Origin of the sequence: Stieleria bergensis (assembly GCA_007745635.1) — a bacterium.
Lineage (GTDB): Bacteria > Planctomycetota > Planctomycetia > Pirellulales > Pirellulaceae > Stieleria > Stieleria bergensis.
In genome coordinates, this window is record CP036272.1 from 3,683,658 (window position 1) to 3,699,361 (window position 15,704).

At 55.8% G+C, this 15,704-nt stretch carries 11 protein-coding genes; 4 read left to right on the forward strand and 7 right to left on the reverse strand.

The window, feature by feature from the left end; all coding sequences use genetic code 11:
- Positions 1–34: 34 nt before the first annotated feature.
- A complete protein-coding gene (locus SV7mr_RS12875) occupies positions 35–1,519 on the reverse strand; it encodes a class I adenylate-forming enzyme family protein (RefSeq protein ID WP_145272591.1) in 1,485 nt (494 codons plus the stop codon).
- Between the two features lie 54 nt (positions 1,520–1,573).
- Positions 1,574–2,821, reverse strand: a complete 1,248-nt coding sequence (locus tag SV7mr_RS12880) for a CCA tRNA nucleotidyltransferase (RefSeq protein WP_419187336.1) — start codon at positions 2,819–2,821, stop codon at positions 1,574–1,576.
- A 238-nt stretch (positions 2,822–3,059) separates the two neighbouring features.
- Between SV7mr_RS12880 and SV7mr_RS12885 the strand changes: the two genes are divergently transcribed.
- On the forward strand, positions 3,060–3,503 hold the full coding sequence (locus SV7mr_RS12885) for an NUDIX domain-containing protein (RefSeq protein ID WP_145272595.1): 444 nt from the start codon (positions 3,060–3,062) through the stop codon (positions 3,501–3,503).
- Positions 3,504–3,647: 144 nt separating this feature from the next.
- Here SV7mr_RS12885 and SV7mr_RS12890 read toward each other — a convergent pair whose 3' ends face one another.
- The 3 genes from SV7mr_RS12890 to SV7mr_RS12900 all read right to left on the reverse strand — a co-directional run bounded on the left by SV7mr_RS12890 (position 3,648) and on the right by SV7mr_RS12900 (position 9,767).
- Positions 3,648–5,306, reverse strand: a complete 1,659-nt coding sequence (locus SV7mr_RS12890) for a tetratricopeptide repeat protein (protein WP_145272597.1) — start codon at positions 5,304–5,306, stop codon at positions 3,648–3,650.
- Positions 5,307–5,309: 3 nt separating this feature from the next.
- On the reverse strand, positions 5,310–7,184 hold the full coding sequence (gene xrtU / locus SV7mr_RS12895; protein ID WP_145272599.1) for an exosortase U: 1,875 nt from the start codon (positions 7,182–7,184) through the stop codon (positions 5,310–5,312).
- A gap of 111 nt (positions 7,185–7,295) precedes the next feature.
- A complete protein-coding gene (locus tag SV7mr_RS12900) occupies positions 7,296–9,767 on the reverse strand; it encodes a polysaccharide biosynthesis tyrosine autokinase (RefSeq protein ID WP_145272601.1) in 2,472 nt (823 codons plus the stop codon).
- A gap of 612 nt (positions 9,768–10,379) precedes the next feature.
- Here SV7mr_RS12900 and SV7mr_RS12905 point away from each other — a divergent pair.
- Both SV7mr_RS12905 and SV7mr_RS12910 read left to right on the forward strand, forming a co-directional pair.
- Positions 10,380–11,366, forward strand: a complete 987-nt coding sequence (locus tag SV7mr_RS12905) for an SDR family oxidoreductase (RefSeq protein WP_145272603.1) — start codon at positions 10,380–10,382, stop codon at positions 11,364–11,366.
- Between the two features lie 47 nt (positions 11,367–11,413).
- Positions 11,414–12,061: a hypothetical protein gene (locus SV7mr_RS12910; protein WP_145272605.1), complete on the forward strand. Its 648-nt coding sequence runs from the start codon at positions 11,414–11,416 to the stop codon at positions 12,059–12,061.
- A 23-nt stretch (positions 12,062–12,084) separates the two neighbouring features.
- Here SV7mr_RS12910 and SV7mr_RS12915 read toward each other — a convergent pair whose 3' ends face one another.
- Positions 12,085–12,756, reverse strand: coding sequence for an HAD family hydrolase (locus tag SV7mr_RS12915; RefSeq protein WP_145278399.1), 672 nt, complete (start codon positions 12,754–12,756; stop codon positions 12,085–12,087).
- Between the two features lie 104 nt (positions 12,757–12,860).
- Between SV7mr_RS12915 and SV7mr_RS12920 the strand changes: the two genes are divergently transcribed.
- Entirely contained in the window at positions 12,861–14,237 is a 1,377-nt protein-coding gene (locus SV7mr_RS12920; RefSeq protein ID WP_145272607.1) for a DUF3754 domain-containing protein, read from the forward strand.
- Between the two features lie 3 nt (positions 14,238–14,240).
- Here SV7mr_RS12920 and SV7mr_RS12925 read toward each other — a convergent pair whose 3' ends face one another.
- On the reverse strand, positions 14,241–15,644 hold the full coding sequence (locus tag SV7mr_RS12925; protein WP_473163692.1) for a DUF1501 domain-containing protein: 1,404 nt from the start codon (positions 15,642–15,644) through the stop codon (positions 14,241–14,243).
- Positions 15,645–15,704: the final 60 nt, after the last annotated feature.

Sequence of the window (15,704 nt, forward strand, 5' to 3'; positions counted from 1 at the left end):
TCATCGCCGCCGACGCCGACGTCGGCTTGCCCGGCTAAGACACGCTGATCGAATCAAGGTAGCTGTACATCTGCTGGCGTTTCATCCCACCCTTGAAATTGTAGACCTCCGCCCGCAGATTATCCGGAACGGTAAAAGCATGGAATTGCTGGGGGCGTTGCCAAGCTGGCAACCGCTGCAAAACCGCTTCAAGCTGGACTCCCTCCACTGTCCCCGTTTCCGCATCCAGCTCGATCCATAACCGCACATGCCGACCGCTAGGATCGGGTTGAACGACAGCAGCGCGCACGCCCCTGATCGCCGCCACGGCGCGCTCGATCAGTAGCGGATCGAGGCTATACCCGTTATCCAAGTTGATCTGATCATCGGATCGACCAAGAATTTCGAACTGTCCCGATTGCTGGCAAATTCGCACACGATCTCCAGTGTCTAGCCAACCCTGACTGTCGATCCGATTCTGCATCAACCCAGACTCGCCCAGGTAGCCCAGCATCGTTGCCGGGCCGCGTACCTGCAGCACGTCGTCACGCAATCGGTATTGCCAATGATCGACCAAGTGCCCGCACAGCAATGGCAAACTTGTCTGCGGAGACTGGCTGGCAATCACGGGCCCCGTCTCCGTCAGGCCATAGCCTTGGATCACGCTAACGCCCCGATCGCTCCAAGCATGGAACTGGTCCTCCGTCATCGCGGCCCCACCACATCCCAGCCAACGCAAGTCACCGGAGAAGTCACCGCGCTGTTGCACACGCTGTGCGAGGCTTGGCACCATATTACACAGCGTTGGTTTGACACGTGGGGCCTGTTGCAGCCAGCCGTCATATCCGCGATCGATCGTTAACTGGCATCCGGACAACAACCATGTTCCCAGGTCACAGGTCCTGGCATAGGCATGGGCGATCGACAGAACCGTCAATCGACGATCCGCCGCCGTCTGAGGAACCGCGTTCCATTTTGCCTGAGCGTTGCAACACAGGCCACCGGCGGACAAGACCACCCCCTTGGGGCGATCAGCGGTCCCACTGGTCCATAAAATCAGGCTGGCATCGTTTTCGGCCAGCAAGGATCGAAGCGGGCCGGGCTCACTCATCGTTCCAGAAAGAGCCGCCTCAATGGCCGCACAACACAGCGAGCGTTTTTCATCGTGGCCGAGGGTGGCAGCGTCTGCCGCAGCGAAGCAAGCTTGTTGAAAGCCCGCCCCAGCAGCCCGATCAATGGGAACCTCGACCAACCCCGCAACGGGACACGCCAGCGCAACCAAGACGTCGCAGGGATCATTGCCAATCACATGCCCCAGCCTTGCGTTGGCCTGCACTGACTGTGGGTCCGCCTGATCTGGGTCCGCCTGATAAAACCGTAACCGCAATTGTCCGGCGAGATAGCGCACGACCGCGGACAGCTCTCGCCAGTTTAAGACTTTGCTTCCAAACCTATCGAATCGTGACGACAGCAGATCCAGCGCAGGAAGCTGCTCGCGATGCGTGGCTTGAAACTGCAACGCATCGGTCAACAGACTCATCGCAACCTTGGAAGTGTTTGCCAACTTCGATCGTCCACTCACACGCAACGCGTTTCAATCAAGGTACTTTGCAGCCAAGGACAGCGCTTGCTGGCCCGAGTCAATTTCGCCATCCAACTGAGCGGCTCGAACAGCCTGCAGCGCATCTTTAAATTGCCGTCCGGGTCGATACCCCGCTGCTTTCAAGTCGTCGCCGGATAACAGCGGACAGGGATCAAGTTGCTGCGGTTGCCATGCCAGGGCTTGCAGACAACGCTCATAGCCGCTGCGATCCTGTTGATTCGCGGTGATCACACTCCGGGCAACGGACATGATCGCATCGATGTCACGATCGACCAGCACCGGCTGCACGGCCGACCAGGGCTTCTTTTCAGCGTCCATGACCACGCCGTGCCACCGCATGGCGGATCGAATCCGACGAACCTCTTCGTTGGAAAGCCGCCAACGCTTGGTCAGCCCATGCAGGGTTTGATCACGGGCCGGTTGGTCGACGTGCAGGGCCATGATCAACAGCGTTAACGAGGTCTCAAATTCGAATCGCTCCCGAGCCTGCAGTAGTTTCGCCAGCGGCTCCCATTCGGCGTCCTGCAACGAGGGCAGAACGTGCCGATGCAAGTTCGTCAACCGCAGCAATTCCAGCCCAACTGTCGTGCGGGGCGCGGCGACCACGCGACGCATTTCGGCGCCAATGCGTTCGTCGCTAACGACGGTGATCTCTGAGGCTTGCCGCTGAATCTGCTGGAGTGCTGCAGCGTCGAGTGTAAACCCTAAAGTGCATGTAAATCGCACGGCCCGTAACATGCGCAACTTGTCCTCTTCGAAACGTTGCTCTGCATCACCGATCGTCCGCAGCATCTGTCTCTGTAGGTCATCCCTGCCGCCAACAAAGTCGATGACCTGATTGGCGTCTGGATCAAAAAACATTCCGTTGATGGTAAAGTCACGTCGCAACGCATCATGACGAGCGTCACCGTAGCGCACCTTCGAGGGTCGACGACCATCGAGGTATTCGCCATCGCTGCGGAAGGTAGCAACTTCGATCGGCTCGATGCCCTGACGACCGTGCTGATCACCGGTGGGGTGATTGGCCTGTTCAGTGGCCTGGGCAGTGGGCTGTTCAGTGGCCTGGGCCAAATGCGGCAAGACAGCGATGACGCCGAACGCCGCACCGATGGCCAGCGTCTTGCGCTTGCCAAAAATCTCTCGCACCCGGTCCGGTGTGGCATCGGTCGCGACGTCAAAATCCTTTGGCTCTCGCCCCAGCATCGCGTCGCGCACGCACCCGCCGGCAAAGTACGCCACGTGTCCGGCTTGCCGAAGTTTGTGGCAAATTTGGATTGCTTCCGCTAGACATTGTGTTGTCTTCGGCTGATAGTTATCTGTGTTCGCGAAGGGGGGGCCCAGCATGTCCGCAGTTACCTGAACGTTGTTGGAAATCAGGGTTCGTGATCCAGGAGATGTTCTGAAAGAAGTTGCGAGGTTTTCGTTAAAGCGTCAGATCTCGATTGTCCACGATGCATGGTTGCAGTACAAGCTTGGAATGAACTTAGACAGATCGAAACCCCGTACCCGACGAAAACGCGGCGTTGTCGCCGTCCTCTTCCGTCAACAGCGTTTACTGGTGATCCGCCGCTCAATGACGGTCACTGCGCCGGGGAAACTGTGCCTGCCCGGTGGTGGCATTGAAGAGGGAGAGACCGAAGCGGAAGCCTTGGTTCGCGAAATGGAAGAAGAACTGGCAATGCAAGTCACGCCAGTGGAACTGTGCTACCGCAGCGTCACTCCCTGGGGCACCAATCTTGCTTGGTGGCACGCCACGGCCGACGAAAATCAGCCTCCCGTGCCCAACCCTGACGAAGTCGCTGAATTCCACTGGATGACACGCGACCAAGTCCGTCAAGCTGATGATGCCCTGCCCAGCCTGCCGCCGTTCTTAACGGCCTGGGAACAGGGTGAAATCGACGTGCAGAACAACTGGGCCTGACCCACACCCACAAAGCCTGTCTTAACCACCGCGAAGATCAATCGCAGCGACTGCCTGTCATCCAACTGCTGGCAATCGCATGGGCCACTCACGCCACGGCAGCGAACAAAGTCGAGTCGCCCCGCCCGCGAACAGGCTTAAACGCTACTCAACCGATTCGGCCGCAGGATCCAGATCACTCTGCTGAGCGGTTGGCTTGAGCACACCCCCTTTTGGCAACACGTTTCCGGCCTTGTCCTCTAGCAGGTTGGCAGCCCGATCGTGGTCCGCAGCTAACGCTGGATCGCCCAGGTTGCGGTAGCAAACCGCTAACATCCGGTGTGCTCGCAAGGCCAACGCGGGGACTTTGCACGCGTGCTCTAGACTGATAATCGCCTCACGCTGCCTGCCCATCAAAAACAAGGTGTGCCCTTGAGTCTCAAAGAAGTGAGGTGTGGGGCGATCAACGTCCTTGATCGCTTGGTTGACCAGCTTGAGAGCCCTCTTAAGCAGCAGGTCGTACTCAGCTTGCCACTCAGGACTCTGCTCCGCCTCTGGGAGCGATCCATTGTCTTTTCGCAACTCAACCGCTTGACGCGTCAGCACAACCGCCAAGTTATTCAACACCGCGGGACTGTCCCTCATCTCGTCTTTTGCTAAATGCAGGTGAAGTGACGCTTCATCCAAGTCATCGTTTAACAACGCTGCCGTGCCGCGAATAAAGTGCGCCAACTTCGATGCTTGATCGTTCAGTAACGACTCGCGAATATCGATCGCTTCCTGACTGTTATCATCCAAGCTTTTCAAGATCTGCTGCGACAGCATCGTCAGCACGCGACTGTTGTTCGGAGCAATCTCCGCGGCGCCTTCAAGCATCCTCAAGATCCGAATTCGTTCTTTCCGCGTGTCTTGCGGCGAGGCTTCGATGTACTGGATATAGCTGACGATGGTCGTCCCAAGCGCCTGAGCCAACCGTGCATGATTCTTGTCCGCGTTCGGTCCGCTGACGTTGGCCATCGCAGTATGCAGCACCGTGATCGCATCGGAAAACTGTTCCAAGAACACCCGATTCAAGGCGATGTGATAGGCCAGAGACGCATTCCCGGGATCTTGTTCAAATTGGATCCGTGTTCCGCCCAGCGCTTCTTTGGCGTAACGTTTCGCATCCTCGATTTCGCCAATCCCGCGAGCGACGTAGGCCGCTTCTAATCCCACCGCAGGCTCACTGCGAGCGAGTGAAAGCAAGATTGGAATCGCATCGCGAGGCCGTTTGCGAAACCTGTAATAGTCCGCAAGCACCCGGCGGATACGGAACTGTTCGCCGTCGTCCTGGGCTTCGCTTTCGAGCAACAGCAAAACCTTCTCGATCAGCTGGAGCTCCTCTTCGGTCATGTCAGTGAACTTGCGATTCACAAACCGCTTGTCCAACAACCACTGCGCGGCCGGGCGTTGATGCCGATCCAGCAACTGCACCATCACCGCATCGGCCTCCTTGGAGAAACCCTGGTGATCACGCAGCAACGCAAATTTCAGTTGCAAACGCACGTCGGTCGGCTGCGTTTCAAGTTGACGACGCACCACAATTTCTGCGGTGGGAAAATCATCCAGCTCCATCGCCACTGCGTATTGTCGATCCAGCAATCGTTGTCGCCAGCCCGTTCCCTGGCTAAAGGCGACGAACCCGATGATGAACAAAATCAGCGTCAGCAACAGCGCAGGAATCGCCTTCGGAGCATCGCCCCAGGGAATGGTTGAAAACCACGCGACAGCGCAATCGCGGCACCAAGCCATCCAGACCAACGGGTTATAGTAGTTTGACTTCATGGCTTACATGGCCTCCTGCACGCGACCTGCTAGACGACTGGCATCCGCGACCGGCAACGCTTGGCCGAGCGGCCTGCCCTGCGATTGAGCTTGAGCGCCCTCTGTTGTCGCCCGCTGAATCTCCGCAGCCACACGACCACGCACGGATAGAAACTCGCGTTCAAGCTCGCGCAACTGTTCAGGAGTTAACTTCGCCGCGCTGGTCACCCACATTTGCAGCACAACCAGTTCGTTTTGATTCCAAACGCCAGAGGAATCGATTCGATTCCAGATCCGGTGAGCCAAAGCGTGCATGCTATTGGGCGCGTCAACCGGCACTCCGTCGCTGCCGATGCCGCTAAAGAGCAAATAGCCGCGTTGGACGGGCCCACTACGGAATTGAGCGGCAACAAATGTCGCCTCCTCCAAGTCGTACGCCAGTGGGTTGTCCTTATCACGAGGCGATCGAATGCTGCGATCAAGCAGTTTCCAATCGATGGCCTCATAGCAATCGCAGAGCTCATGCCACCCCTTGTACGGCTGGCTGACAACAAACTGAACTTGCAGATCACCCCACTCGCATTCCCAAATATCCGAGTTCGCACCCAGCCGAGAGTCTTGGAATTCACGACTGCTTTGATGGTCGACCACGGACAAATTCACCAATACCGAGTCCAGCAGGTTCGTCCTTGGATCAAAGATCACCTGTTCGCTGCTAAAGACCACACTGCGAGGCTTGCTGGAACTGATCAAGCGATACCCAGAGCCAAGAAACAACAGTGCCAACACGCCAAAGAAGCATCCCATCACGATCCGGTTTTGCCCCAGCAAGATTGCGAAGCGCGATGACATCGCGCCCTGGGCACTCTGCTGAACCTCGGTCGATCGACGCGCGTTATCGCCGGCTCCCTGCTCAACTTCATCGTGGTTGGCAAAGAAGTTCCAGGCGATCATCGCAGGGTTACTGTCCACTGACGCTGGAATCTCATGAAAGAAGATCGCCAGCAAATAGTCGAACGACATCAAGAACGCAAAACAGACGACCAGCGCCACATAACCCAACAGATCATGCGGCCAACCCACAGAGAAATCCATGTCCAGAAACGCAGCGGCAGCGGCAACCGTCGTGACGCGAATGACATTTGCAAACACGGCCAATAACACAGACACTAACAAATACACTGGAACCATCCACGCGCGGCGACGCTTCCAAGCAACAACCAACAGAGCCAGGAAACTGAGCGTGAACACACTTTGAATCCCGCTACAAGCCTCGGCCACAAACAATTCACGGTCGGACAATTGCAACACGTTGTTCGACACCGCATGCGCAATACCAAACAAATCAAGCAGCACGCTGGACATCCAGGTCGTTGTGTGCTGGAGGGACTGCACAAGCATTTTATCCAGACGAATCATCTGCACGCACGGCAACAGCGGCAACGCGGCTGCCAACAATGAAGCATCCACTTCCCCGCGCTGCGAATAATACATGACACAGACAATCACCACCGCCGCGACCGCCGCAAACCAGGTGAAGGAAAACAGGATGCTGGCGATCACCAAAAAGCCCGCTCCACCGAGCAACGCCCAACTGAACCAACCGCGTGGTGGACGCACGTCGCGATCCCAGCGGTCGTAACCCAACCAAACGGTGGCCAAAATCGCGAACGGAAAAAAACGATAGGTGACGTTATCCCATAAGTCCTTGAAATAGGGGATCAGCAAAGGAGCGGTTGTGAGCAACAAGCCGATCCAAAATCCCGACCAGACTTTTTGATTCGCGGACAGTGTCCCCGCCATGGAATGGCTATCCATGCCAGTGGGCCGAACAAGCGGTTCGCCAGGCGAGGCGTTCTCGCGAGATGACGGGCCGGTAATAGACGTATCGTGGGACATCGGTCTTAGCAATTCGTTAGGGACCAGTAGCCAAAGCCAATGGCTCACATTGGGGACGGTAATGGCAGGCCGCAAACGTTAGACAACGAATGACCAGCCAGAGTTCCGCCGTTAGTTGCGTGACTCACCAACCCCGTCACCATTACTTGTCATCCCGTCAATGGTTGACGAATCGCCAACAGCGCGACTGACCAACAAGCTACTGGAAGACCGCGAGGAGACCGCGACACTTGGACCTTTCACTCCACCGCGCCGCTCATAGCCACCGGCATACCTGCCGTACCGATAATACCCATAGGCTCGGTATCCATCGCTAGAGGCTGATTCTTCCGAGTTATTCACCGTCACGCCCAACACGTTGGCACCAACGGAATTCAAGATATTGACCGCCTCACGGGCATTGGGCTTGCATTTGCGGCGAATCTTCAACGCCAGAATCACTGCATCCGCCATGCTGGCGCAAATACTCGGGTCGGTCACCACCAACAGCGGCGGCGTATCCAAAAGGATGTAATCAAAGTGATCGCGAAGGTACTGCAACAACTCATTCATCACGGGCAGCGACAGCGCTTCAGCCGGGTTGCCGGGAATGCCACCGCAGGGCATGATCGATAACTTAGGGAGCGCCGTCGGATAAGCCGCATCCAATGGGTCACACTGGCCATCCAAGACACTGGTCAGCCCCGGCTTTCCAGAGAGTTGGAAGTTGTCGGTCAATTGTGGCCGCCGCAGGTCAGCATCGATCGCCAGCACGCGCTTACCGCTTTGCGCCATCGAGCAGGCGAGGTTGGACGCTATGGTGCTTTTGCCATCACCAGGAAGCGGACTGGTCACCTGGATTACGGTCCCGCGCCGGGCCTGATTGGTTTCAAAAAAGACCGAGGTTCGCAGCGAGCGGATGGCTTCAGAGGCTGCCGAGGCCGGTTGATGAACCACCGCGATGTCGATCGAGAAATCGCTATACGGATCCACTTCATCTTTGTTGTTCTTGCGCCGCTTGCCGCGAAAGAATGGCACGTGTGCCAAGACGTGCAGGCCAAGCACATTGGGGATGTCTTCTGGAGCGCGGAAGGTGTTCGCGTTTTTCTCTAACAACAGAGCGCTCCCTGATCCGATCACCAGCCCAACCAAGATGCCCAAGCCGAGTAGTTTGATCAAATTGGGAGCCACCACATAAGCCGCTGTGGGAGCTTGAAGTTCGGCAACTTGCGTGACACTTTCCTCTTCGGAAATCTGAACGCGACTGAGATTATCATCAAAGTCAGTCAACCATTTCCGATACCGATCCAGCTCACTGCGATGCTCTTCGTCTTGTCGCTCAAGCTTCGCCAGGTCGATAGCTTTCGACTTGGCGAGATCAATTTGATCATCGAGTTGCTTCAGATGATTTTGCAGCATCATCACCTTGGCTTGATTCGAAAAGATCACGGCGTTGACGGTATCCGTTGCTCGCTGCGATGGACTGCCCGACTGCTGGTAATGCTGCTCTCTTAGCTTGGTGATGCGATCGGCTTGCTCCTTGACCAATCGCGCGAGTTCTTCGCGTGTCGTCTTTAACTCCTGATCCATTGCTTTGACACTGGGGTGTCCATCACCGAACTGAGTTTCCAGCTGGTTGCGTGTAATGATCAGCGGCAAGAGTTTCTTTTCCAGATCGATCTCCGCCAACATGGAATCACCTTCCAGCGGGTCAAACCTCTGCTCGTTGTTCAGAGCGTTGATGTTAACGCCTAACAGCTGTCCCATGACATTGAGCGCCGTCATCGGATCGCGAGAGTCTTCAGCGACCCGTTCGATCTGCGCCAGAATGGTTTTCTCGCGGCGGAGTTCCATTTCCAGAGCAGCGCGTTGACCGATCAGCGCGTCGCGCTGGCGACTGTAAGGATTAATCGTATGGCCGTCACTGTCCCAAGAGAGTTCACCCATATTTTGAGTTTTGAACTCGGAGTACTCTTTCTCCTTGAGCACCAATCGAGGCGACAACTTCGTGATCGCGTCGTGCAGAAGATTGGAAACCTTCGTCTGAGTCGATTGGTGACGAGCGTTAAAGTACTCTTGCAACGCTTGACTGAACGCCTGAACCGCTGCCTCGCTAAGGTCTTGATTGGGGCTGTCAAAGTGCATCCAAGTGACCAACGACTGCGCGGACTTCACGTCCGTGACTTCGGGCTCCAGAGACAGTTGGCCGCGGATCGCCTTTGCGAACACGGCGGAGCTGGAACCGTAGTTCACACGAAACGGTTTCATCTTGATGTGCTCATAGGCCATCAAAGCCACACGGTCGCTATAAACCTGCGCTTCGAGAACCTCGATATCGGGCACGCCGCCAAGCACTTCACCGGTCATCGCGTCCAGCACAGGAGGCCGATTGGATTCCACCATCAATTTGGTGGAACTGCGATAGGTTTCACTGGTCCCGTGATAAACCAAAAATCCAATCAAACCGAACACCACCGTTGGGATCACGACGGCCCAGCGATATCGCCACAACGCACCCATCACGTCCAACTGTGGCAGCGCGTGCGATGACGCCTGCTGATGGCCGCGCGGTGGAACACCGGGATTGCGTTGATCAGTAATCATGAGAGCGTGGGGCTGGTTCAGAATCAACCGAACCAGTCAAGAAGTGTGGGGAGCTTAATGACTGCATCAACCAAACCGCCAAGCCGATTCGTCCAAAGCCTGACGACGCTTAGCTCAGCCCCATTCAATGAACCCTTCAGTCCAACGATTAGGCAAGTTCAATCAACAGTCAAGATGGTGGGGATGATTCTTGTCTGTGGGGCAAATCCTTTTGACCAAGAGACACATGGATAAGTCTGATGGGGGAACTCTCGAACACATCAAAATGTACTTCCAGTATACCCGTTACAGAAATTCATTGCGGACAATTTGACTTTTTCAAACTACAAAATACAGAACCGATGCTGTGCAATTCCGGCATCTGTAGCAATGCAATTTTTACCACTTTTGCTGATTCGGCAACGGCGAACAGCCGACTTCCGTTCGGGCGGCCAAACTGCATCCCATCCATGGCGGGGGATGCATGCTTGGTTTCATCAACGGTAAGCTACCGGACCAAAACCTGCACAAGCAACTTTGATTGCTTAAACACCGTCCTAAGTTGTTGTAGGTGTTGGTCGACGCCAGCCCGTGTTCTATCGCTAATCGCCCCAACTAACCGATACCAAATAGATGTCAGAACCCATCAACCTGCCGGATTCCTGCCAATCGCTACAGGGAAGCACCTGCCTTATCACTGGCGCCGCAGGCTTTATTGGATCACATCTTGTCGACGCTCTGATCGAACAGGGCAGCCAAGTACGGGCCCTGGATAATCTGAGTACGGGATTTAAGAAAAACCTGGCGCACTTAGACGGCCATGCTCAGTTCACCTTTGTCGACGGAGACGCAGCGGACCCGGCAACCACTGCCGAAGCCGTCAAGGGATGTGACGCGATCTTCCACCTCGCGGCGATGGCCAGTGTCCCACGCAGCATGCGTGAACCGGCTCTCTGTCACGCCTGGTGCGCGACCAGCACGGTGAACCTTTTGGATGCTGCCAATCAGGCCGGCGTGCGACGGATGGTGCTTGCCAGCACAAGTGCCGCCTACGGCGATTCAACCTTTGTCAGCAAGCGTGAAACCGATCCCCCTGCGCCACTGTCCCCCTATGCCGCGGCCAAATTGTCGGCTGAAAATTACTTGCGCTCCTTTGCCAAAACCAGTGACCTGGAAACGGTGATCTTGCGATTCTTTAACGTGTTTGGTCCACGCCAAGATCCACACAGCGAATACAGCGCCGTCATCCCGCGCTTTGTCTCTCTCATTCTGGCCAGTCAGCCTCCGGTCATCTACGGAGACGGCCTACAATCTCGTGACTTTGTGTATGTCCAAGATGTTGCCAAAGCCAACTTACTGGCAGCGACCGTGCCAGGGATCAGTGGCGAGGTGTTCAATGTCGCTCGTGGTCGACGCACCACGCTGCTGGAACTGATCGCGATCCTGAGCGATTTGCTCGAAAAACCAATCACTCCCATCCACGAACCCGCTCGACTTGGTGATGTTCGCGATTCGTTGGCCGACGTCAGCCACTCCAGAACTTCGCTGCTGTTTGAACCAGACGTGGACATGGTCGATGGATTACGTCGCAGCATCGACTACTATCGCTCCATTGTCTGATCGCTTTGCGGTCGTGCAACGATTCCCCTAAGCCCTTGACTGACGTTATGATCCGTGCCGAATCTCACGCTCCGTTCTTTCGACGATTTCTGTATGTCTTTCTGGGCTGTTTCGCCTTCGCCTGCTGGTTTCTATACGATGGCTTGATCGGATACCCACAACAGCGTGTGATCGCCGAGGCCTACGAGGCGATCCCGGAAGAAGATCGCGCCGAGCAATGGCCTGAAGTCGCCAAAGAGAATGGCTGGTCCACACTGGTCCCAGCGAAAACCAGCAAAGAAATCACTCACGGAATCGGTCAACAATTCATGTTCACCGTCATCTGCAGCATCATGTCGGTGGTGGTGTTGATGAAGTTCATTGCCGGCCAAGGTGCCTACATCGAAGGTGACAGTCAAGTCATCCGGAATCACAAAGGCGTCGAAGTGCCCATCGAATCCATCACGTCGATCGATAAGCACAAATGGGAAGACAAGGGCATCGCCAAGATCCGCTATGAAGTCGATGGCAAGCAGCGGACGTTCGTCATGGATGACTTCAAGTTCAAGCGTGAACCGATGGCGGAACTCATGGAGTTTGCCGAAGCCCCACTTGATCCCGAAGCCATCCTGGGTGACTTACCGCAGCGCGACAAGGTCGCCGCAAACGATGCAGAGTCCGCCCAGGAAAGGGACGGCGACGAGAGCGACGTTTGATCGCGGCCAGTCGGCGAACCAGCTCATTTGACCGGCGAAATCAGACGACGCAGACGCGGATCAGATAAGGAGTCCGCCACCAGCACTGCACCGCTAAAGTCTTGCTTCATCGTGTGCTCATTGGGAATCGCCACGACCTGTGCTCCGGAAGCCACGCCAGAGGCACAACCATTGCCGCTGTCTTCCAAGACCAGCATCTCTTGCGGCTTGATGGCGAACTTGCTTGCCGCGGTGGTGTACATCTCCGGATGTGGCTTACCATGAGTGACATCATCCCCGGTCAGAATAAACGCGAAATGCTCTCGCCAGGGAATGTCTTGAAAGATCACGTCCACCCAGCGACGGCGGCTGCTGGTCGTCAAAGCGAATGGAACCCCGGACGCGACCAAGTGTTCAAGCCAGCCCTCCAGCCCCGGCATGGGACGCAGCATTTCTGGTAAAAGATTCCCGTAGATCTGGTCGGATTCGGCGAGCAAGGATTCAGGAGCATCATTCAACTGATGAAAATCAATCATCTCTTGAACAGCCCCCAGACCAATTCGCCCCATCATTCTTGCCTGCAGCGCTTCGCAATAGCGTTTGCCACGGCGTTCCAGCACAGTATCGCCCACCTGCCAATAAATCCGCTCGGTGTCAAATAGCAGACCATCCATATCCAAAGCCACTCCCGATGGGCTAAACTGTGGTAGATCCATTTGGGCTGCCAACTTTTCCTGAGCTTGATCGTGCGTTAGGTCTGATTGATCTGTAAAACTGCCGTCGTGCATGTCTGATTTCATTCCGCTCATTTGTTTACAACGTGTCAGAATCGGTTGATCGCATTCTTACCACTTGGTCCCTGGATCGAACAGGGCCAATCACGCGTTCGCTGTCCGAGTTTAGCACCAGCGGAATGCTGATGCCGGACGCCGACCACTGGCAGGTCGAAGCTTTCATTCCCGCGTCCCCCGAGCAATTGCTGCGCCAGCTACGTGAAAAAGTCCAGCAAAGCGAGCAACGCGATCCAGTGGCGGCAAGTGAAGACGCCCTGCAAACCGCTCTAGCGGCCATTGAGTGGTATTGCGAAAAACGCTCCCGACGAGACCAAAAACTGCTGCTGTCGACGTATCCCGATTTCGATCCCGACTCTGAATGCCAAATCGGGACACCGCCTCCACCGGAGACGGCAAGCGAAAACGAACCCAAGCAGGCGATTCAGCAATCAACCGATTCGTCTGACCACAGCACCGCCCGTTCGCCAACGCAATCCCCCGCAACTCAACCGACCAGTGAATCCATCGAACAAGCCGACCAGATCCTGGCACATTTAGATGTGGTGCTAGAAGACGCCGCCTTCACCAACCTGTCCCGTGAAGACCTGGAGCAATGTGTCGGCGTTGCCAGTTACTGGGGGGTTCCCATGGAAGCGGACTTCACACTGTTTCGGCATTTGGAAGTCTACACACGTGGCGACGTCATCGGCCAACGCTATCGCCGCAGCTTCAGGAATTTCTATCGTCAGGAATTAGTCGACGTGCCGTTGTATCGGCGCCTGGTCATTGTTTTCCAACTCAACAGCGACCATGAACGCGGTGAGACGCTGTCATGTGAGAAACTGCACATCCGAATGTTCAAGAACATTCCCAAGCAGGACGTCGACATGCTGCTGCCAGGGACAAAGGTACGGTTAAGCAAGTTTGACCGAGCGAAAGCGATCGTCCCCAGCTTGGGCGGCTGGCTGTTTTCGCTCCAGAAGATTTCGCGATTCATCTTGGTCACCTTGGCTTTGGCTGCATACTACAGCATGGCGTTAGCGGTCGGCTTTCTGCTGGCCGCTGCGGCCTATGTGGTGAAGAGCTTTTTCAGCTATTCCCAGACCAAGAATCGTTACCTGCTGGATGTCACGCGCAACTTGTTCTATCAAAAACTTGACAGCAACAGCGGCGCGGTCTTGCAACTGATCCATCAACGTGGCCGTCAAACACAGTCAGAACTTTCCCTGGCCTACTGTGCCATGGTCGCTGAAGGTCAGCCGATCAGTCAGCGTCGCCTGCGACGAAAATGCGAACGTTGGATTCGCGAACTCACCCAAACCGAAGTCACCTTTTCGGTTGACCCTGTCCTAAAGATGCTGCGCCAATTGAACTTGGTCTGCCAGGACGATCAGGGTCGCTGGCAAATCGAACCGGACCAATAGCGGCTAGGCCAAAATATCGTGACAAACGGTGCCATGGACGTCGGTCAACCGGAAGTCGCGACCAGCCCAACGATACGTCAACCGCTCGTGATCAAAGCCAAGTAAATGCAGCAGGGTTGCGTGCAAATCGTGCACATGCATTTTGCCCTCTACGGCACCGAACCCAAACTCATCGGTTGCGCCGTGGATGTGTCCCGGTTTCACACCAGCACCCGCTAGCCACATGCTGAACCCGTGGTTGTTGTGGTCTCGACCGGTGCCCTTGGTGTCGTTATTTGAATTGGGAAGCTCGACAGCCGGCGTGCGACCAAATTCGCCTCCCCAAATCACCAGCGTGTCATCCAGCAAACCGCGTTGTTTCAGATCCGTCAGCAAGGCACCGATGGCTTGATCGCATTCGCCAGCCAGCTTGCGATGCAGGCGTTCGATATCGTTGTGACTGTCCCAGGGCTGACCGCCGCCATGCCAGACTTGAACAAACCGGACACCGCGTTCGACCAAACGCCGCGCGGTCAACATTTGACGTCCCTGCAAGTCGTCGCCGTACATTGCAAGGGTTTCGCTGGATTCGCGAGACACATCAAACGCATCGCTGGCTTCCATCTGCATGCGAAACGCAAGCTCGAAGGCTTGAATCCGAGACTCCAGTCGCTCGTCGCCGCCGCGGGCTGCCAGGTGACGTTGATTCAATTGCTGAATCAAACCCAGTTGATCCGACTGTCCCTGCGGGGTCACGCGTTCATTACTGATGTTTGCAAGCAGTTCTTTGACATTCGTCTTGGACGTATCGACCCGCGTGCCTTGAAAGATCCCTGGCAAGAAACTGCTCCGCCAGTTGGGTGACCCGCCGGTAGGCAAACTGTTGGGACATAGCACGACAAAGCCCGGCAGATTCTGGTTTTCAGTTCCCAAACCATACAGCGCCCAGGAACCCAGTGACGGACGTGACTGAGCGATCTCGCCACAGTTCATCATCATCAAACTGGGTTCATGATTGGGCACATCGGTATGCATGCCTCTGAGTACACACAAGTCATCCGCGTGCTTGGCGACACTGGGAAACAGTTCGCTGACGTCGATGCCGCTTTCGCCATGCTTGGAAAACTTAAACGGACTCTTCATCACTCCGCCAGTCGCCCGCTCGGTCTTCTTCAGCGATCCATCTGGAAAGGGCTTGCCGTCGTACTTCGCCAGCATGGGCTTGGGATCAAACGTGTCCACCTGAGAAGGACCGCCGTTCATGAACAAATGAATGACGCGTTTCACCTTGGGCGCAAAATGCGGCGTCTTCACAGCCAGTGGTGACTGGCTTGCACCGGCTTCTTGCGAAAATAGCGACGCCATCGCCAAGGTGCCCATGCCCGCGGCAGCGCGCGACAACATTTCGCGCCGTGAGATTGAAAACATTTCGTTTGAATCTGTCATTTGCTGTGCGTCCAGCGACAAAAGGTCAGCCAATTCAACGTG